This window comes from Legionella maioricensis (assembly GCF_023618015.1).
Lineage (GTDB): Bacteria > Pseudomonadota > Gammaproteobacteria > Legionellales > Legionellaceae > Legionella > Legionella maioricensis.
In genome coordinates this window covers 63,238-82,795 of sequence record NZ_JAJKBJ010000015.1, presented here as the reverse complement: position 1 = coordinate 82,795, position 19,558 = coordinate 63,238, and the positions used below count along the sequence as shown (strand labels likewise).

Here is a 19,558-nt window from a genome sequence, read left to right as displayed (position 1 = left end):
GTATGCCGAAACTGACCATTTCTCAAAAATTCTATCGTTCCGCGTTAGCTAATGATTGGAAAAGAGCTGAAAGCCATTTGAGAAATTATAATGTTAAAGAGGAGTGGTATAGGGATAGAGTTAATCGAGAAGCTGATTTATTAAGACGAGAGAGATTGTTGAAATGAAATTTTATAAAATCTGTTTATTAATAGTCCTTTTTTTTATTTCGGTTCATGGAAATGCTAGAAACTATGAGTATAAGGGGCATTGTACATCTAAGATTTATCAAAATAATTTTGAAAAGTGTTTGGATGAAGAATTGGCGTCTTACGATAAAGAATTAAATGATTTGTATAGGAGTTTTTCCAAGAGTACTCCTCATAAGAAGTTAAAAAAAATAGAGACTTTATGGATTCAATTTAAAGAAGCTGATTGTGATTATATGGCTAGTAAAGTTCATGGTGGTCAATATTATGATGATGTATACAAAGCGTGTCTAATTAATAAAACGAAAGCTCGAATAGCTGATTTAAGAAGATCTTTTTTATATCGTGGTTGGTTTAAGGATTATCGATTATCAAATTAATATAATAATATTTGGCATGAGTTGAGATATCACTCAATTATTGATCAAGACCTGATGTAATTATCTCTGGGGATGTTCATTTTAATCCATGAATATTCCTTACCCCTCATATGCGAGATGAAGTAAGTCCGGAAAAATTGCCATTTCCGTAGCTATGCCATCGAGCGTCTTTACAACGTCTATATTTATTTGCCTTCAAATGAACTAATTGCTACAATATTGCGCAGTTTTTTTGGTGAGGCAATTACATGCAATTTAATGTTGATAAAATTTTGGACTTTGCATTATTAAAAGCAATTAGTAAAGGAATTGCAGAGGCAGAGGGGTATCCGGTTGCTACAATCTACCGAGGGGGCTTTTGTATTACTTGTCAAAAGACAGATAGGGAAAATATTATTTTCCAACAACTTATGGATATTTTTCCTGATCTTTGCAGGCAATATAATATATCACCTCTGCCAGGACGAACAGAGTTTGCCAGTAGCAGGACTCCTGCCAGTGCAACGGAACTTATCAAATATGAATTTTATATTTCTCTGGATGATTTGGATAAAATTTTAATGAATGTAAGTGAAAATTACGTGGGTTATAGGCATTCAGGTTCTGTTTTGCGCTTAGCTGAGCCCAATAAAATACTTATGAAGCCCGGGGTAATGTGTTTATTTCCTGCTTTGGAAATGGCTGACAACAATATCATGCTGCGGATAGCAGGATGTAATGCCTCTGAAACCATTTCAACACAACTCAGTTTCCTTATTAAAAAATACCTTCCAACGGTGAATGTTGGAACCCGTGAATGTTACGGCCATCATGTTTCTCCTGTGGCCAAAGAGGTTTTCAAATTAGAAGAACACGATATCTTAAAAATAGCCCTTTCTTGTATTGGGATAAAAAAACAGATTAATCATCAAAGTGAAAAAGGAACTACAGAGTTTCATCTTGAGGTTGAATACAGAAACCGGCTAACCGCTATGAATTCAGAGGCAATGGAGATTTATCGTGCTTTGGGCGCGGTAACTCCGGATGAGTTGCCAAACTTAAAATCTATTGAGATACCTATCGGTCTTTTTCTAGAGGAACTGATTATTCATCTTCAAGAGAAGAAAGAAGTTTTTAATAAATCTCTAATGGATGCAGAAGCTAAAATGGGAAAAGGGCTAAATGGCAGAGATACCTATGTGCTAAATAATTATCCTTCAAAAGTACAGGGTATAAGTGTAGGAATTGAAAAGGCTCAGGAGTTATCCCGATATGTAGAAAAAGAAAATACTCTCCAAAATGATTCAAATAATCATGCTACTTCTGTTTTTTCTATAGGCCAGGTAGAGACCTTTTTTAATCAGGTACGACTTTCATCCACGCCCAATTCTTCAGTTGATTCTACCTTGACCATTCGCTGAAATCCCTTGTTATCTGGCACCGAAATCCTGGATTACGCTGCGCGCTAATCCAGGCTACAAAGGCTTAATTTAATGGCAATGTCTCCGACTTCTTCGGTGGGCTAGGGGATGATACCAAAAACTGACGATCTCTCAGGCTTTACTGCCCAGCTTATGCTTGATGGTCGAGATAATTTGAGCTTAAAACTTGGCTTCAAGTATTATGCCGCGCTGATACTGGCCACGTTGGCTGGTTTATTTCGTCTAATTAAAGCTAATGCCAATGATACTGTAATTGCTGTTGACGCAAAGATTAGTATGGCCACAGGTTTAATGGAGCCGTCAAAGGCGTAACTTCCTAAAGCAACGATGCCTGCGACAATCACATGACGCAGGGCGTTGCTCATTCCTGTAGCAATACCGCGCATTTCAGGATATACATTTGCAGCTTCCATCCCATAGATGGGCGCGGCAAGGGTGACGCCCGCGGTAAACAGGACCATGGCGATACAAATCAATAAAGGGTTAGGTTGAATAGAGGCAGTAAACAGGATGAACAGAGCACCCAATAATGCGGTAATTAGCCCTGCATATTTTGTTTTTTCTGTGCCGAAATACTCAATAATCCAAATGCTGAGCAAAGAAAATAAAGCAAAGGCAGCAGGAGCTGAGGCTTGATAAAAGCCATAACTTGCTTTGGGCATGCCAAGGTAATCAACAAAGATTAATGACAGGTTTGCAACAAATACTACAAGACCTGAAAACAGCAGATAACAGATAAAGGAAGCGGCCATAAAAGGGAAACTGCTTGAAACGATCCCATAATTTTTAACCATCATTGGCAAGGAAAATGGAGTGCGGTTTTGGGGGAGAAGCGTTTCAGGAATAAACAATAAACTGCCTAAAAAAGAACAAGTTGCAAGAACGGCAATAAGCAGGAAATTGGCTTGCCACCCGAAATAAATATTTAAATAGGAGCCGAGAATGGGGGCCACAGCCATAACTCCAGTAATAAAAAGGTTGAGGCCGCCACATAGTTGAGCTACTTTTTTGGGTTCGTATTTTTCTAAAATGATGGCAAAAGAAATGACCATTGGTGCAGCAGCACCTATGCCTTGAATAAATCTACATAATAAAAACAGCTCAAAGTTTTTAATAAGAAGGCATCCCCAGCTTGCCAGAGTAAAAAGAACTAGCCCTGCCTGGAGTACTCTTTTTCTTCCAAAAGAGTCAGATAAAGGTCCTAACAAGAGGCTTCCCAAACATATTCCTACAAAATTAACACTTAAAATCTTTTGGATTGCTTCCGCTGTGGTGGCGAAAAAGAGTTTCATATCAGGGAAAGCTGGAACATAAATATCTGTTTCCATACAGATGGTTGTAAACATCAGGGCCACCATTACTAGAAGAGGAAAATCCTGATATTTTTTCATGATATATCATCGTCCTTAGCTTGAATTAGATAATAAGATTACTACTGCTCTAAATTTCATGGGGGGATTTTACTCGAGGTGAGTTAAGCGTTCAATTAATTAATTTAAGCGTTGAGACTCTTTGATTAGCTGAAAACCCGAGTTTAGAGGAAAAGTACTATACTACAGTTAGAGGCAATAAATGGAGTTATTCCGTGTATGCTAAGTACGATAAAATCGTTTATATCAATCTGACGCAAGATCAAGTAATCGCTACCGTTGATTCTCTTCAGGTCCATGATAGCCCTGTCGAACTTATAAAAATATTGGATGGACAAAAACTTCAAGAGTTAACTGATCCTAGCCAATTTCCTAGAAATATTACCAACCGTTCTAAAGTATATTTCTCAGCGCATGGAAGAGAAGAATTAGATAACCGGGTACTGAATAAACGTTCAGGAGACGTTACCGTATATGATTTAAATGAGGTAGCCGCTTATTTTGGACGGGCATTGGAAAGCCTTGTTTTTAAAGATCCCCATGTGAAACCACGTCTGACTCTGGTGATGTGCGTATGTGAAGGAGTCGGTTTCGCTAAAAAATTGCAAAAAAAACTTTTTAGTGACTATGGACTATTTATTGATGTAGTTGCAAATAAAAATGTGGTACATGAACGATATAGCAAAAATCAGGATGACAATAGCATCAATATTTCTCAGAGAGAAACTTCTATAAAGGGAGTGGGTAGGGAGCATCAGCGACCTCATAGTAAGGTATTATTAACCATTGATGAAACAGGTGCTCAGAAGGAAATTGACGCTTATGAGTTAAAATGGATAGAGAACGTTCACAATACCATCCATAACCAGATGGGAAGTTTTATGAAGTGGGCTGATTTTAACAAACCTGAAAATATTGCTATTTTAAAGGGCATTACTACTTTATGTAACGATATCGATGCAATCGTTGTAACATTTATTGAAGAAGACATTAGTCTGACTGCGAATAATTTATTGGCATTATTACGAAGTTGTGGAAAGACAACAGCTGATTCAGATTATAAAGACGCGATGAAATATAAGACACTAACGATGATGATCCCTAGTCTTATTCAACAAGGCATAAAATGCATTAATTTAAATCATGAAACTCAGGATTTTCTCAGCAGAGTAGAGCAGATCGAATCACGAGAGAAGGCTGCTGTCCAAAGAGAGGTCGCCCAAAATATTCTTTTGTTAAAAAAGGCCGATATATCGACGTTACTTTTGGAGGCTTCAGAGAAAGGCATAGACGGTGTGTTGTCTAAAATAGAAGGCGCACGTGAGGAACTATCCCGTTTTAGGGGGCTTGGGAATGAATAAATTAGGTCACTCTTCACTCAAGTGATAAGAATCCTCACCCGTTAAAGCAGAAAGATTAGAGCATGGGAGCAGCACTGCTTCCTGCGGGCTATTTGAATCGTGTTTCATTATAGTTTTTTAGGAGAACTAATATTTTCCCAAAGGTCTTTTGACTCAGGCTCTCCTTCGCTTAAATTATCAGCCTGATTTATTCTCTCGTTATCATTTTCTGTAGAAGATGGTTTTTTTTCTTGGTTCTTAATATTTTTTTGAGACGTTTCTATAAAGGACCATTTCTTTTTCGCTTGTGGCCTGTTGGAGGGGGGTAAGTTTTTCATTATGAATTCACTCCTTTAAACGCTCATGGGATTACTTGGTGGTGGCGTACCAATTACTTCATCTATCACCTCTTCTTTCTCTGACGCTACTTCAAGTTTAAGGGCAAAGCCTTTTTCAAGCAATGGGGTAAAATATTCCTCAGTTTTTCGTACAGGCTTATTGACGTACAGTTCCTCTTCTGATTGGGCTTTAGGATTAATATTTTCCTTTTTAATCCAGTTTTGCATGGCCACATTATCATAAATGATAATTTCTTTTTTTTGCATATCAATGGAAGCAAACATATTTAATATTCTGGAAGGGCTGTTATTATCATACATAGCCACGCTAATAGTTCCTTGGCCAATTAATTCTTCATGCGCTAAAGATTTTATCAATTCTCCAGGAACTGCTTGATGAGATCCTAAAAGACCTTCGGTATGTTCATATCTTGTTGTTTTCTCTCCACGTGAAAAAGCCCGTTCTATGGCTGAGGCAGCATCAGTCGATACAGCAGTGATAATTATTTCTCCATATCGTTTACTGGCCTCTTTAAGTTCATCTGCTTTCAGTTTTGTTTGATCATGTAAGAAATGGGGATAATGCCCTGATTGTGTGCCCTGTTGTTCAATAATCTTCATTATTCTTTCTTTGATCAGCAATGCTTCTTCATAAGTAAATTGAGAATATTTCAGCGGATCTTTTTTGGGGTCTAACAGGAAGGGTTTAAGTCTATCAGCATTATGGTGAACTATTTCATTCCATTGAATCGCCTTAGGGAGGCGCTCATTTAAAGAGTCTGCTATATTTTGCAAGCAGCTTCCTTTTCCGGAGGCAACACCCCCGGTAGTGAAAATCGCTACCCCATCTTTTTTGTCAACAGGGTCTAGTTTTTGTAATTTCCCCTCACAAAGCTCATCTATATGTTTTTTAACAGTCTTTCCGATGATTTCCTGCGCTCGCTGGGTATAAATGAGAGCCATTCCTCGTTGTATACAAATTTCCTGAAGTAATTCGGTATTACTTTTCCAAGGTTCTTTTACTGAAAGCTCTTTATAGAATTGAGTTAATTGCAGCATTTCTTTGGATGATAAAGTGATTTCTGCGAATTCTTCTTCCTCAACTAACGCAACAAAAAAATTATAAACCGCCTCTTTTGTATCATCGTATAAGTGTAAACAACTTTCTTCGAGAAGCTCCTGCTCAGAGACAAGATGCTCTTGAACCAGATTGAAGGCATAACCAAAGCTGTCTGCCTCATCGTCAACCGATTTATCCAATTTTATATTTGCCTGTAATTGGGCGAGAATCTCGTGTTCAATGAGTCTTTTAGGATGAATACAAACTAAATTCCTCACGAATTCTTTAGGAAATGCAGTGATGCATTTTTGTAAAAGAATTAAATCCTGCTCAAGATCCTGAGAGATCAAATGGGATAAAATGGTGAAATCCGCTTGTTGAAGCGTTGCTTTTTCCTTGATTTTTTCTTTCAAATCAATGGTTGGCACAAAAAAGCGCGAATGAAATGTCACATTAAGCTCTATTTTGTTCTCATTGTAAATAAATAGAGCATTTTCTGTTCTTTGTCAAAGAAGAGAAGTTAACTGCAAAATTGATTCTTTATAGGGTTTAATAGGGTAGGTGCGTGTGGTTTTCATCCAATACTTACCTTTTTTTTCTGATTAGGGCATCATAATATTGAGACCTCTTCATTACAGACAGACAATGCGAAATCATAAAACTCATTCTTCTGATTTATTAAATTGGCAAATCCTTGGATGGGGGATCCTATGCATTCGATTTGTACAAGGATGGATTTTTTGGGGGGGTGGATCAAGACGTTTTATTTATGATCCGCAAAAGCTTGATCCTTATGCACCACAATGGATGGCTAATAAATTACAAAGTACCATGCCAGGAATGTTGTTTGATGTAGGGCATTTAGTTAGTTTTTTGTTGCAGCATTTTATCTTATTGTATATCGCAATTATTGTATTCAGTGCAGTGGAGTTGCTAAGCGGTTTGGGATTGATTTTTGGATTTTTTACTCGTGCAGCCGCAATGGTAACCGTATTAATCAGTGTGGTTTTGATGATCTTGTTTGGTTGGCAGGGGGCAACCTGTTTGGATGAATGGACTATGGCAGTTTCCAATTTGTCTATGGGGCTGACTTTATTCTTAACCGGGGGATCGGTTTATTCTCTCGATAGTTGGATGACGCAGCGTTACCCTGGGTTGTTACACAAACGTTGGTTTTTGCTTTTGGGAAGCGGTCCATGGACTTTGAGGACAATACAACGAGCGGCACTCGGATGTTTTATCTTCACCGTCCTTTTTACCGTAGGAACCTATGACTATTATCGCGGGTCCGTTTTTTCTCCTTATCATGCCGGCCCAGTGAACCCAGACGTGTTTCATCTTTCTTTAAGTGATGGGCAATTAGACGCAAAGGGTTCGGTGCGTTTTAAAATGTATGTAGATGGGGGGCCTAGCGTGGTTCCTATCTATATAATGCGTATTGAATTGCTTGATACTGCCCAAAATATTGTTGAGTCTTGGGCTGCGTCCCAACTTCGTACCCTACCGCAGACAGCCATTCATAATGTATATGCATACAATCAAGTTAAGGTTGGGATGTACGGTCTGGTTGCTCCTGAGAGTGCAAAAGCAGAGATTTATTTACCCGTTTCAGCGGAAAATAAGCTCCTGTCAGGATCCTATCAATTGCAGATTTATACAGTAGATGGACATCGATGGGATTTGGCATTGCGCCTTTAGCCAGTGGATTCTATTACTCGAAGTATCATTAATTGCGGTACTAAATATAAAAGAGATTGTTGCGAGTAATCTAACTCAATTTTTTACATTCTGTCTTGTTTTTTAATCTCCCCTCATTTTCATTAATCGGTTGTATAAGGACATAATATTGTCTTATAATGCTGCACATTAGTCATTGTTTGTCACACGCTGTTGTAAACATGGGCAGTAAAAAAATGAGGTAGGTATGAGTTTTCCAAAATATTATGTAACTTACTGTGTCATGGATACTGAGGCAGGCGCCAATCCGTTTGGTCATTCCTGTCTGATTTTTTCCCAACAAGAGAATGAAGCATCTCCTGTTGAAGTAATGGACAGCGTAGGGTTTTACAGTCAACCCAGTACAACGACCAATCCTTTTTTGAAAGGCTTAAAACAGGCTCTTGGTTTCAAAGTTGATTTACAAGATGGACATGGAATTTTAAGACAAGAAGCGATGCGTCATCTTGATGGAAATGGGTTACATGGTATTAGTTTTCCGGTCACTCCTGAGCAATTTGCCAAGATACGTGATGATTATCAACAAATGATGAAAACGGAAGAAGAAGTGATTAATGAGCTCAATTTGGAGTTATCCAGCCAAGGTATTGAGCCCAATGGTCATACTCGCTATGTCGCAGAGAAAGCAAAGGCGGCAACTGAAGGAAGAATGCCTCGATTAAAGCCTTTCCATTTTACCATGAAACTGACAATGAATGGACTCGATAGTAGTGAGTCTTATACATGTAAAGACCACTCTCTGGAATTGCTAACGCGAAATCAAATTATCCCCGAGGAAATAAGAAATCAACTGATTAGTAACCGGGCAACAACGGCATTTCCTCGCTTCTCTGCAATTTCCTTACCTCCAATACGCTTAATCAGTACTGGTAAGCCCCAACCCACTGTCTCCGAAAGTACGGGTACCGTTTATTATAATCGGGAGTGGGGAACTAATTCTTTATTTTGGGGAACCTCTATTCAGGCTACCGAACATGAGGCATTGGAAGAGAACCCAATGGATCCTACACATGGTATGTTAACCGATGTGATGTTCCGCATTCACTCTATGGAAGACTTATTACGCCACAGAATAAGTGAAATAGAAGAAGAACTAGAGTCGAATCAAGAACATGTGTACCAATTAACGGTACAGCTTAATCAATTAAAGATACAGCTTAAACGAGTACATAATCTTTCATTCCTCTTTAGTAATGCTCACGAGAATCAAATTCCTGCTTTTTTTAACGAGAAGTTGTTAAGGACAGAACAGGTCTTCGACATGGCTCGCATGGCAATGAACATGGATAAACTGAATTATTCTTTCTTGCTTAAGGCTTATGAAAGCATTCTCTTCTGTGATGTGCTGCTAGGGATGTTGGCTATGGCCCTTTCAGTAGCCGCCTTATTGGTGACACCACCTTTAGCTGCGGGGTTGTTTGCTGTAAGTGCTTTATTCACTGCACGTAAATTGCATGGATTTTATAAAGAAGAAAATAAATTTGCGCAAACCTATAAAGAGTTTGAGCGGCAAGCATCTCTTGATGAGCTGCATGATGAGCCGCAGTTAGTTCCATCAATGGACCCAATATAAGAGAGTATTGCTAAGTGGCGTCATTCCGCACAAACGGGATGAGGCATGCCTCAAGAAATCTATCCTTTGCATCGCCGATGATTTATTTTAGTATCAATAATAAGTCGTTTTTGCAATGGAGTGATAATTGCTATGGAAAGTGTTTTAGTCTGTTTAATTCTTCTCTTTTTAATGGTGATATCAGGCGTTATTACCCGTTTTTTATCGTTTGTGCCTACTCCAATAGTGCAAATTACTTTGGGAATGCTATTGGCAGTTTTTTTCCCTGCTTTTCAGGTAGGATTTAATCCTGAACTTTTTATGTTGTTATTTATCCCGCCTTTATTGTTTAGCGACAGCTGGCATTTTCCTAAACGGGAATTTTTATTGTATACCAGACCTATTGTGATGTTATCGATAGGGTTGGTTTTTTTTACGGTAGCGGGGATAGGTTATTTAGTTCATTGGTTAATTCCTATAGTCCCTTTACCGGCTGCTTTTGCTTTGGCCGCAGCCCTTTCTCCAACCGATGCTGTCGCGTTAAAATCAATGACTTCCAGACTGAGGATGCCTGAGCGAATGATGCATATCCTACAGGGAGAGGCGCTACTAAACGATGCATCGGGGCTGGTTTCGTTTAAATTAGCAGTCGCTGCGATGCTCACCGGTGTTTTTTCATTGAAAAGTGCAGTGTTCAGTCTTCTATTCGTTGGCCTTGGCGGTATAACTGTTGGTGTTATTCTAACTTATGTTTTTATCTCACTTTTAGGGCGATTAACCAGTAACGAGGGGCGGGAGACAACAACTGAAAATTTATTGTTATTGCTTCTGCCTTTTACCGTTTATTTTGTTGCAGAAAAATTAGAGTTTTCCGGGATCCTGGCCGCCGTTTCAGCGGGGTTTACTATTGATAAAGCCGGTTTTTTGGATAGAACTATGGCCACCATGCGGATTGAGGGACATTTTTTTTGGGGCATGTTGGACATCATTTTAAATGGCATTATCTTTATCCTTCTAGGATTATACTTACCCAATGCGATCCAATTTCTCGGCGATACTGGCTACAGTTTGACAGAGTGCGGGGGGATTGTGGTTCTTATTACCCTTACTTTAATTATTCTACGCACCGCGTGGATTTATTTAACGTTACCTTTTGAGGCTTTAATTGCAAAGCGTTGTCATACCTCCTGGCATTTGCCTAATTTAAAAATAGTTGCTGCAATTTCTTTAGGTGGAGTCCGAGGGGCTATTGCGTTAGCTGCCATTTTGTCTTTACCGACCCTGATGCAGGAAGGAACTCCTTTTCCTGCTCGCAACCTTTTGATTATTCTTGTAGTAGGAGTTGTTCTTTGCTCACTATTAATTAGCAGTATTGCTTTACCTTTAATTACCCCTGGTTTGCAGACCTTAATTAAAAAAACGGTTCATGATGAAGAAAATGAAGCGGTTATTGCCTTGGCTCAAGCAGCAATTGAAGCGATTAAAACACAGATGAATATTTTATGCGCTGACGCCAATGAGGAGGACACTGCTCTTTGCGTGCAGGTTGCCAATAAACTGATGGCTACGTTTAATCAATTCATTGCATCGAATATTGGGCCTGAAAAAGAAAAATTGGAAAGCATAAAGGCTTTAACCCTCGAAAGACAGTTACGCTTTGCTGCGTTGGAAAGAGCGCACCAAGAATTACGTTCGCTTAGAAAACAAAGGAAGATCAATAACACGACCATGATGAGAATTATTGCCAGGCTCGATTTACGCCAAATTTCCTTACTTAATGAACAACAAATTAACCCTGTTGGAAAAAAAATAAAGGTATAAAAGAGCCTCGACTTTTTGTTAATACTCTCTAATTTATGGATTTTTATGAAAAAGGCTGATGACGTAATTGATGTTGTTATTGATGTTCTTCAACCGCTAAATAAGGACGAGTCTTTTTTACATCAATTATTATTAGGGATCTTGGTTGATGCAAAAAACTAAATGGTACTGATTTATAGGGTTTGCATCGAATGGTGTGCTAAATCAAATAGTTATGGGTTACATTTTCAGATTAGTCACGCCATAGAAGTCTACTGCATTAGAAAAGAGAATTTTTTCTGCCTGAAGGGCATTAAAATGATTAATAATTAAAGACAGATCTGTGGTAGTAAAAGGTCTGGGGGCACGTGTCGATGGCAGATCAGTGCCAAACATTAAGCAATCAGGATTAACCGCAGTGATTTTTTTCATCATTTCTATAACATCAAAGTTAACTCGACCAAAGCCTGTGGCTTTCACATGAGCGCCGTGCTCAACCATTTTTAATAAATGGGGAAACCCTTCTTTGCTTAATCCTAAATGATCAATGCTTACCGCTGGAAGTTTTAGCAATATGTCATAAATATCAGGTAAATTGATGGCATCAAGATAAAACTCACTATGCCACTTGACTAATGCATAGCAACGTAGTGCTAAAGATTGGATGTCTTCGATACTTGCTGAGCCACCACGTTTAATATTAAATCGTACCGCCCTAACGCCAGCCTGATGCAGATCGATAATGCTTTGGTCACTCACATTAGTTGGAATTTGCGTTACCCCAACAAAATGGGAGCCCAATGTTTTTAGCGCAGCGATTAAATAATTTTGGTCAAAGGCTTGAAATGATCCGGAGACTACGGCGCCGCCCAAGACATGAAGATCGTTAACCTTTTTTAAATAATCTTCCGTAGTAAAGGGTTGGGGTAAATAGCCCGAATTAGCAATCAATGGAAAGCGGGTGTCAATAATATGAAAATGGCTGTCGAATACCTTCATAAAGTCTTATCCCTTTTTGTATGAGGGTATAGGAAAAGGGATTGGAAGAGCAATAGAAAGATTAACAATTTAAGGAGTCAGTTTTGTTAAAAAGCGTTTATTCTCAACTTTGGCCTTTTTGGAAAATTGACGAAAAACGGTCGTCTTTGCTTCGCTAACGCTCGCAAAGACGGTTTACTAATTAGCTTTGAAAAAAAGGCCAAAGTCCAGTTATTATCCTTGCCTATAATTGGAAATGGTTTTTATCGACCATAAACTGCTATTATAAAGTGCTAATCTAATGTTGGAAGATGATATTGACATAGTGGATTGAAATTGCATTTTGTCAGTTTTTTACAGAATATTTAACTTCAATTGGGGTGAAATAAAATGAAAAATAAAGGATTAATTGTCATCACTGGAGCAAGCACAGGAATAGGTAAAGCGTTAGCGCTGAAGTTTGCTGCTGAGAATCACCCTTGTTTATTGGTTAGCCGACATATCACTCCATTTTCTGAATTAAAAAATAAAGAAATAATGTATGCCCAGCTTGATGTGATTAATTATGCTGATTTTGAAAACGCGGTCCGTGAGGCAGAAGCTAAATACGGTAAGACGGTTTGTATAATAAATAATGCAGGATTGATCCGTGTCGGAGCTTTTCAAGACATACCCATTGAACAATGTCATTATGAAATGGATGTGCTTATCAAAGGGGTAGTCAATGGAATAAAGATTGTTTTACCAGACATGTCTGCCGAAAAAACGGGCACCATAATCAATATCAGTTCCATCGGCGACAGGAAGCCTGGTCCTCTTGGTGTAGCATATCATGCGAGTAAACACGCAGTGCGCAGCATCTCCGAAAGTCTGCAAATGGCTGAAGCAAAAAATAACGTACGAATCATGAATATTGCTCCTGGATTAATCAAAACCAACATCCATGCCAATATGGGAATTAGTTTTGAAGCCTATTGTGAATTATTAGGTAATCCAACGTTTATTAAATCCGAAGAGTTAGCAGATATCATTTTCTTTTGTTGGAAACTGCCTCAACACATTTGTATTCGGGATTTGGTCGTTATGCCAACTGATTGCAATATTTAGGGCTAGAGTAATTTATTCGCCTCAACCAGGTCTGATTTTAGTCGTTTTGTTGTATAATAAACCCAATATTGATGATTGGGTAACCAAAATGAATGAAAAAAAAGAATTTATAGAGTCTACTATTTTAATTCAAAGTCTTATCAGACGCTACGAGATACAAAAGAAGTATAAATTCACTTCTTTACCAGAAGAAAGTATGGTTAGTTATCAAGCGTTTCTGTTGGGTAATGATCCCCTTGTAAACGTTCCTGATCGCTATGTGCCTAATCAAGGCGGGGTTGCTTTAGTTGCGGTTTCTGGTTTTCGCGCTCTTCAGTTGGCTTGTAAATTGGGTGAGAAAGATAAAAGCACAATGCCAAGAGTTTTCATTGTGGATATTAGTAAACAAGTACATGTAGTTTGGAAAATGCTTAAAGAATGCGCGGATAAAAGTACTACCGCAACAGCTTTTCTCGCAAATCTGGATCATTTCTTAAAGGATGCAGCGGGGCAATATAGGAACATCCAACAATACGCGTGTACCTGTACTGATTGTGAACCCAAACCCAATCCTGATCCATTGGTATTTTTTGGCGAATTAATAACTATGTATGGTTATGATTATGTGAGCGAGATTATAACTCATACGGTTCTTATTAAAAATTCTTTCGCGGACAGGGAAACTTTTAAAAAAATTAAAGAGCATATTTCTAATCTAGGAATTAGTAATACGTTTGTTTATTCTTCTAATGTTCTGACTGATATTTATTGGATTGGAATAAAGAATCGTCCTTTAGTTAATATCATTTTAGAAAATATCCAATTTTTGGATCCCAATATTTCTATTCATACCAATCTATGTCGCAAGCACTGGGAACCCAAAAATGTGTATCTTATGGAAAATCAATCTCCAGAACTTGTGCGATCGATTTTAAAAATAAATCCCCAAAAGAATGTTTTGATGACTCCTGATTCTGGGGCTCAGGTAAGAGTCGGTACTCAGTTTTCCACTCCCCAATCCATGGAGAGCAAAAAAGAAGGACAGGAAATTAATAGTGAATTTTCGCCTTAACTCTAGAAAAGAGGGAGTTCGTATCTTGACCTCATCGAAGATAAGGTTTTTATTTGAAAATCTTTGTAAATTATCATTCCCGAAAACTTAGCAACTCAGTGATGACTTGTTATAATAAAATTATTATTTTAGGGAGACACCTAAAGTTCACTGTCATTGAGCTAAGGATTAATTAAATAATGAAACTAACTCAGTCTATCAGATCATCTAGAGTATAAAATAAACAATGCCCAGAATTCATCATCCATCTCATCAACTCATTACTATTTCAAAGACCCAGGAAGCCATGGCTTTTCTTGCAGAGGTTGACCCCCAGCTTAAGGAAGTAATTGAAAAAATTGGCCCAATGACGGTTCAACTGGATCCCCAGGAAACCGTATTTGAATCGCTTGGCACGTCCATTTTATATCAGCAGCTTCACGGCAAAGCCGCCGCAAAAATCCTGGAGCGTTTAAAAATACTCTTTGGCAGTGAAATTGATTTTCCCAGGCCTGAACAAATTGGCGCTGTTTCCGAAGAGCATCTGATGACAGTAGGGCTCTCCCGTGCAAAAGCAAAAGCAATAAAAGATCTTGCTGAAAAGACTTTATTAAATGTGATCCCTGATCGTGAGCGTTCACATCAAATAAGTGACGCTGAGCTTATCGAAGCATTTTGTCAGGTGAGAGGGATTGGGCGCTGGACAGTGGAAATGTTTCTCATTTTTACTTTAGGCAGACTTGATGTATTGCCGATTCATGATTTTGGAGTACGCAAAGGCTTCATGAAGGTGTATCATCAGCCTGACATGCCCCCCCCCAAAGAACTCGAAAAATATGGAGAACGTTGGCATCCTTTCCGAACTGCTGCAGCCTGGTACTTGTGGCGATCTCTTGATCCCTCATAGTTTTTCGAGATTGAATGTACTATTGATTGTAATTCAAAATCTAATATGATGTTTAGGCTGGATGTATTATTTACAAGGAATTTTCAAAATGTCATTTCATAAACTATTTAGAACGATGAGTGTCCTAATTGGCATCATTTGTGGCACACAATTACTCAGTTCATGTAACACTCCCAATGCTCCTGTTCCAGAAGTGGAGAAAGGCTATGGAGGCGAAGGTGGCGGCCATGGTGGAGGCGGACACGGTGGCGCAGGTGGGCATTGAGATTCTTATAAGATCCATAATTACTGATGCATGGTCGAACCTAAGACTTCGCGCTAGCTCTTTTATTTAGGGCTGGCCGATATGCTAGGATAACAGAGTATTAGACTTACTATGGGATTGCGAGAGCATCGTAAATTCCGAGTTTCTGACTGTTGGTTCATGGCTCCAGAAAGTATGGCCGTTCATTTTTCTTTCTATACCTATTATAAGGCCTAGTCCCCCAAACAAGGCTCCAGTCATCCACTTGACATCGGTAATCAGGCGAGGTGTATTATGTCTATTCTTAAATACATCGGACGCGGTATTCATTATTAGTTTCACCTGTTCTGGGGGGGACAAATCAGCTAAACGTATATCAACTGCTTTTTTATAAAATTGATGCAGAGACGATTTATAGGCATTGCCACAGCGATTATTATCTGCTTCAGTTAATTTATCATTATAAAATTTCCTTATAATTTTTAAGTCTTTGATCACGCTAGGAGATAATTTCTCTTCCTTATTCTCTAAAGCGCACCACAAAATATTATGTTCTTGGTGTGAGTGAGTGCCAGGTTCTATTATTTTATCCAGAGCAATATGGCGTTCGTGCATTCGCTTAATTTTTTCGTAGTCCGCCTTATAATGGGCCTTAAATTCTGCAGGAATGGAGTTATAGAGCTTGGAAAAATAATTAAATAAAGTAGTACTTTCCACTCCATTTTTTACCGTATAGCTCATCATAGCAGCGCACCGATGTATAAAAATACCGGTAGATACAATACATAAGCCGTATAAATCGGGAAAATCACTCAAATTGTCTATAAGGTTCTCTGGAATCAGGAGAGGAAGAGGACTGACGGGGGTTGAACAAAAAGTCGGACTTTGGAGGACCCTCTGGTGAACCTCCATATAGTGTAAATAGTTGTTTACATCGTGTACTATAGTAGATCTAATACAATGGTTTATTTCATTTATTTTACCTTCAATAATTTGTAGATGCTGAGCGCCATTATGAGTTTGTAAAAATTGACTATGGAGTGAGGTTAATTCACTTCCAATAACACTGGTTACCAGCTGTTTGATAGAAAAAATGGGGCAGCTTCCCCCTTCTTGCATATATCCTTTTTGATTTTGGATCACACAAGTTACTTCCTTCCCATCAAAGGCAACTGATTGGAATGTTATGGGATGTAAAATTGATGTACCACTTAATAGAATTTTTCGGGCGTGTAATCTCCTCCATTCATCAGCTTCGGCACTATTAACCGGTGACATCCCTTCTTCATTAGGTCCCTCTTGGGGTTGACGATAAAAGCATAATTCTCGCTCTGTTTTAATGAGTTCGGTTAAGGTATTTTCCATTGAACGTTGGTATGCAAGCGGGTGGGTGACGCGATTAACCCATGAACTACGTATTTGACCATTTTTTTCCGTAGTAGTCGGGTGAAGTTGGGTAATATAAGTGCCTGTACAGGTTTGATATGTCCATTCCGGATCATGACAGCCTGCACCAAGATCCGTTTCAACTTTAAAATAATTAAAATAATGCGGTGTCATTCCAGGGAGAGCTCGAGTCCCATTTTTTAACATACCCACTTTGATAATTCGGGCCATGGCAGAGTGATTAATCATTCCTCCTGTCTGGAGAATAATTTCATTTGTTTCAGATCTCATAATGACATCTGGAAGAAAACGTCTCATGCGAAGTGATTTATATATTCTGCCGTGTAGAAGATCATAAGTATTTTGGTTTATCGTTTTTCTTATAGTTAGTCTATCGGGTAATTCTGCAATAGTGGACAGCGAGCCATCTGCCTTTATTGGTCTGGGAGGGGTGAGTTTATGGAGCAGATAATGGATAAAAATAGAGTCTGATTTTAATCCTTGCTGTAAATTTCCGTTTTGATCATAAGAGGCGAGTATCTCTGTAACATGCTTCAAAGCTAGATAGTCCTGTGAGGATAGCCCTTCTTTATGAAGCTCGGCAAAGAGATGCAATGACATGGCATAAGCACTACTGGCTTGATGAATAGTACATCCTACAGCTTTTGAATTACTGTAGTCTAATGATAAAATATGCGCTTTATCCAAAGAATGAGATAAACCATTTTCTATAATACGTTCCCTTATTAATTTAAGAGTATTTAATTTTGATTTTAAATTGGTAACGTTGATGATGACTTTATTTTGCCGGTAATAATTTCTATATAAAACATCCAGGATATAAGGAGGGAGTTTGATGCGGTATTCTCCTTTTAATTGCTCAAACTCTTCCACGAAGGGAAAATAGTTACCAAAGTGTTGTAAGAACTCCTGTTTTTTGGATGGGGAAATTTTAAAATTAAAAGGAGCTTGCACTTTATATTCTTCATTGTGCAAAAATAACTGATAATTCATTTGCAAATAGCGTGCAAAATGGCGGCAAGCATATTCTGGTAGTATGTAACCATTGAGTTGCCCTTCTTTTCTAACCGGAATACCGCCATATGACGTGATTAGAAAGGAATGGAAATGGATTAAAAAAGGATTATTGGTGAGTGGCAAGAATTTCTGGCTTAAAATCTTTCCTTCACTCATTTCCATAATGCCGTATTTAGTAAAACACCATTCTTTGAAAGTCATTCTTTTTACTTATTGGTCGATTTGAAGGCACATTATACCGATGAATCGCTAAGAGAACATCCGTCATCAAATGGAAAAGGTACAATGGGCTATACAAGATTATTTAATATAATGAAGGATAGCCAATATTTGAAAGTGATCCAATCAGATGATACCTTATGATGGTATTGAAGCAAAGAATTAAAGTTCTTGATGCTTCAAGGCAAAATAAAAGGAAATTTTATGGCAGCGAAAAAGGAGCAAGTTGTATCTAAGCCACATGGTAATAATCCTCTTTCCGATCGCTTTGATAATTTACCTCCTAAAGAAAAAAATCGTTTTCCTCGTGTTGCTTATGTATTACAAGGTGGTGGTTCGCTGGGTGCTTATCAATTCGGGGTCGTGAAAGGCTTACTTGAGGCCGGATATGAGCCTGATTGGATTGCTGCAACTTCAATTGGCGCCATTCAAGCTGCAATTATTGTGGGTAACCCCCCTGAAAAACGTATTGAAAGGCTGGAGCAATTTTGGCAAAGTGTTGCGCCTCCTTCTGTTTTTGACTACTTGGGGGAGTCGCCAGCAACGTTGGATATTTATAATAAGATTGGTGCTGCCCAGGCTTTATTATGGGGGCAGCCTCATTTTTTCTCTCCCCGATGGATTTCGGGAACATGGCCTGTCTGTGGCGATCCAACTGTTCTAAGTTACTATGACACGTCGCCTCTTAGAAAAACACTTCTTGAATTGATTGATTTTGATTTGCTTAATTCATGTCCTATACGCTTAAGTCTGGGGGCCGTTCAAATCAGTACAGGCCATTTAATTTATTTTAATAATATTAATTATCGTATAGAGGTCGATCATATTCTGGCCAGCGCTGCCTTACCCCCAGGTTTTCCTGCAATTAATATTGATGGAGAATTATATTGGGATGGGGGGGTACACTCAAACTCACCACTAGAAGGTATTTTGGAGGCCATTCCCGCGGAGAATACCTTGTGCTTTCTTATTGATTGCTTTGGCGGGCCATCGTACACACCCCAGACAATGAATGAGATAGAAGAGCGAAGGAAAGATATAAGTTATGGTACCCATGCTCAACGTACTATTTATAACTATCTGCAACGGCAAAAGATGAGAAATTCCATGTTAGAGTTAAAGAAGATTTTGACTGAAGAACAAAGAACACAGTATGCTGATTTATTAGACATTGGTGTGCCTCATCATTGTACCTTAGTCCATTTGATGTACAGCTCCAGAATTGTTAAAGCAGCCTCAAAGGATTATAACTTTGGGCAGGTGATCATTAATAAGCGAATAGAAAATGGTTATAAGGATGCCCAGGCTATATTGGCTGAGGAATCACAATGGGGTTTTTTGCCTAAAGATGGGAAAAGTCGTTTATATGAATCCCCGAATAATCGTTCTAAATTGCTTCGCAAATTAAAAAAGGTATGAAATTGACTGACTCTGCAGAGCAGTGGATGAAGGTCATGAATAAA

Annotated in this window: 16 protein-coding genes; 11 read left to right on the top strand and 5 right to left on the bottom strand. The window is 38.5% G+C overall.

The window, feature by feature from the left end:
* Positions 1-163: 163 nt before the first annotated feature.
* Entirely contained in the window at positions 164-568 is a 405-nt protein-coding gene (locus LOX96_RS12350) for a lysozyme inhibitor LprI family protein (RefSeq protein ID WP_250424434.1), read from the top strand.
* Between the two features lie 248 nt (positions 569-816).
* Positions 817-1,968 (top strand): hypothetical protein, encoded by a 1,152-nt coding sequence (locus LOX96_RS12345; protein WP_250424433.1) that lies wholly within the window; start codon positions 817-819, stop codon positions 1,966-1,968.
* A gap of 200 nt (positions 1,969-2,168) precedes the next feature.
* On the opposite strand, the gene LOX96_RS12340 is transcribed toward LOX96_RS12345, so the two are convergent.
* Positions 2,169-3,380, bottom strand: coding sequence for an MFS transporter (locus LOX96_RS12340; protein ID WP_250424432.1), 1,212 nt, complete (start codon positions 3,378-3,380; stop codon positions 2,169-2,171).
* A gap of 194 nt (positions 3,381-3,574) precedes the next feature.
* Here LOX96_RS12340 and LOX96_RS12335 point away from each other — a divergent pair, with 194 nt between their 5' ends.
* The gene (locus LOX96_RS12335) at positions 3,575-4,720 is read left to right on the top strand and encodes a hypothetical protein (RefSeq protein ID WP_250424431.1); all 1,146 of its coding nucleotides are present in this window, start codon (positions 3,575-3,577) and stop codon (positions 4,718-4,720) included.
* Between the two features lie 107 nt (positions 4,721-4,827).
* On the opposite strand, the gene LOX96_RS12330 is transcribed toward LOX96_RS12335, so the two are convergent.
* Positions 4,828-5,037 carry a hypothetical protein gene (locus LOX96_RS12330; protein WP_250424430.1) on the bottom strand — a complete coding sequence of 70 codons (210 nt, stop codon included), beginning with the start codon at positions 5,035-5,037 and terminating at the stop codon, positions 4,828-4,830.
* Between the two features lie 15 nt (positions 5,038-5,052).
* On the bottom strand, positions 5,053-6,549 hold the full coding sequence (locus LOX96_RS12325; RefSeq protein ID WP_250424429.1) for a hypothetical protein: 1,497 nt from the start codon (positions 6,547-6,549) through the stop codon (positions 5,053-5,055).
* Positions 6,550-6,742: 193 nt separating this feature from the next.
* Between LOX96_RS12325 and LOX96_RS12320 the strand changes: the two genes are divergently transcribed.
* The 3 genes from LOX96_RS12320 (at position 6,743) to LOX96_RS12310 (ending at position 11,207) form a co-directional block, all read left to right on the top strand.
* The gene (locus tag LOX96_RS12320) at positions 6,743-7,795 is read left to right on the top strand and encodes a TQO small subunit DoxD (RefSeq protein WP_250424428.1); all 1,053 of its coding nucleotides are present in this window, start codon (positions 6,743-6,745) and stop codon (positions 7,793-7,795) included.
* Between the two features lie 226 nt (positions 7,796-8,021).
* Entirely contained in the window at positions 8,022-9,407 is a 1,386-nt protein-coding gene (locus LOX96_RS12315; protein WP_250424427.1) for a hypothetical protein, read from the top strand.
* Between the two features lie 132 nt (positions 9,408-9,539).
* The gene (locus LOX96_RS12310) at positions 9,540-11,207 is read left to right on the top strand and encodes a Na+/H+ antiporter (protein ID WP_250424426.1); all 1,668 of its coding nucleotides are present in this window, start codon (positions 9,540-9,542) and stop codon (positions 11,205-11,207) included.
* A gap of 219 nt (positions 11,208-11,426) precedes the next feature.
* Here the strand turns inward: LOX96_RS12310 and LOX96_RS12305 are convergent, their stop codons facing one another.
* Positions 11,427-12,185, bottom strand: coding sequence for an amidohydrolase family protein (locus LOX96_RS12305; protein WP_250424425.1), 759 nt, complete (start codon positions 12,183-12,185; stop codon positions 11,427-11,429).
* 369 nt (positions 12,186-12,554) lie between these two features.
* On the opposite strand from LOX96_RS12305, the gene LOX96_RS12300 reads away from it, so the two are divergent.
* The 4 genes from LOX96_RS12300 to LOX96_RS12285 all read left to right on the top strand — a co-directional run bounded on the left by LOX96_RS12300 (position 12,555) and on the right by LOX96_RS12285 (position 15,473).
* Positions 12,555-13,271: an SDR family oxidoreductase gene (locus tag LOX96_RS12300; RefSeq protein ID WP_250424424.1), complete on the top strand. Its 717-nt coding sequence runs from the start codon at positions 12,555-12,557 to the stop codon at positions 13,269-13,271.
* Between the two features lie 88 nt (positions 13,272-13,359).
* Positions 13,360-14,322 carry a hypothetical protein gene (locus tag LOX96_RS12295; RefSeq protein WP_250424423.1) on the top strand — a complete coding sequence of 321 codons (963 nt, stop codon included), beginning with the start codon at positions 13,360-13,362 and terminating at the stop codon, positions 14,320-14,322.
* A gap of 226 nt (positions 14,323-14,548) precedes the next feature.
* Positions 14,549-15,208 (top strand): DNA-3-methyladenine glycosylase family protein, encoded by a 660-nt coding sequence (locus LOX96_RS12290; RefSeq protein ID WP_250424422.1) that lies wholly within the window; start codon positions 14,549-14,551, stop codon positions 15,206-15,208.
* Positions 15,209-15,296: 88 nt separating this feature from the next.
* The gene (locus LOX96_RS12285) at positions 15,297-15,473 is read left to right on the top strand and encodes a hypothetical protein (RefSeq protein ID WP_250424421.1); all 177 of its coding nucleotides are present in this window, start codon (positions 15,297-15,299) and stop codon (positions 15,471-15,473) included.
* Positions 15,474-15,557: 84 nt separating this feature from the next.
* Here the strand turns inward: LOX96_RS12285 and LOX96_RS12280 are convergent, their stop codons facing one another.
* Entirely contained in the window at positions 15,558-18,077 is a 2,520-nt protein-coding gene (locus LOX96_RS12280) for a hypothetical protein (RefSeq protein WP_250424420.1), read from the bottom strand.
* Positions 18,078-18,299: 222 nt separating this feature from the next.
* Here LOX96_RS12280 and LOX96_RS12275 point away from each other — a divergent pair, with 222 nt between their 5' ends.
* Positions 18,300-19,514, top strand: coding sequence for a patatin-like phospholipase family protein (locus tag LOX96_RS12275; RefSeq protein WP_250424419.1), 1,215 nt, complete (start codon positions 18,300-18,302; stop codon positions 19,512-19,514).
* Positions 19,515-19,558: the final 44 nt, after the last annotated feature.

What these genes read in the sequence shown, in the direction of transcription:
- LOX96_RS12280 (WP_250424420.1), bottom strand. Translation starts at nt 18,077, where the DNA reads ATGACTTTCAAAGAATGGTGTTTTACTAAATACGGCATTATGGAAATG.
- LOX96_RS12275 (WP_250424419.1), top strand. Translation starts at nt 18,300, where the DNA reads ATGGCAGCGAAAAAGGAGCAAGTTGTATCTAAGCCACATGGTAATAAT.
- LOX96_RS12295 (WP_250424423.1), top strand. Translation starts at nt 13,360, where the DNA reads ATGAATGAAAAAAAAGAATTTATAGAGTCTACTATTTTAATTCAAAGT.
- LOX96_RS12330 (WP_250424430.1), bottom strand. Translation starts at nt 5,037, where the DNA reads ATGAAAAACTTACCCCCCTCCAACAGGCCACAAGCGAAAAAGAAATGG.
- LOX96_RS12310 (WP_250424426.1), top strand. Translation starts at nt 9,540, where the DNA reads ATGGAAAGTGTTTTAGTCTGTTTAATTCTTCTCTTTTTAATGGTGATA.
- LOX96_RS12345 (WP_250424433.1), top strand. Translation starts at nt 817, where the DNA reads ATGCAATTTAATGTTGATAAAATTTTGGACTTTGCATTATTAAAAGCA.
- LOX96_RS12350 (WP_250424434.1), top strand. Translation starts at nt 164, where the DNA reads ATGAAATTTTATAAAATCTGTTTATTAATAGTCCTTTTTTTTATTTCG.
- LOX96_RS12305 (WP_250424425.1), bottom strand. Translation starts at nt 12,185, where the DNA reads ATGAAGGTATTCGACAGCCATTTTCATATTATTGACACCCGCTTTCCA.
- LOX96_RS12340 (WP_250424432.1), bottom strand. Translation starts at nt 3,380, where the DNA reads ATGAAAAAATATCAGGATTTTCCTCTTCTAGTAATGGTGGCCCTGATG.
- LOX96_RS12285 (WP_250424421.1), top strand. Translation starts at nt 15,297, where the DNA reads ATGTCATTTCATAAACTATTTAGAACGATGAGTGTCCTAATTGGCATC.
- LOX96_RS12315 (WP_250424427.1), top strand. Translation starts at nt 8,022, where the DNA reads ATGAGTTTTCCAAAATATTATGTAACTTACTGTGTCATGGATACTGAG.
- LOX96_RS12300 (WP_250424424.1), top strand. Translation starts at nt 12,555, where the DNA reads ATGAAAAATAAAGGATTAATTGTCATCACTGGAGCAAGCACAGGAATA.
- LOX96_RS12320 (WP_250424428.1), top strand. Translation starts at nt 6,743, where the DNA reads ATGCGAAATCATAAAACTCATTCTTCTGATTTATTAAATTGGCAAATC.
- LOX96_RS12290 (WP_250424422.1), top strand. Translation starts at nt 14,549, where the DNA reads ATGCCCAGAATTCATCATCCATCTCATCAACTCATTACTATTTCAAAG.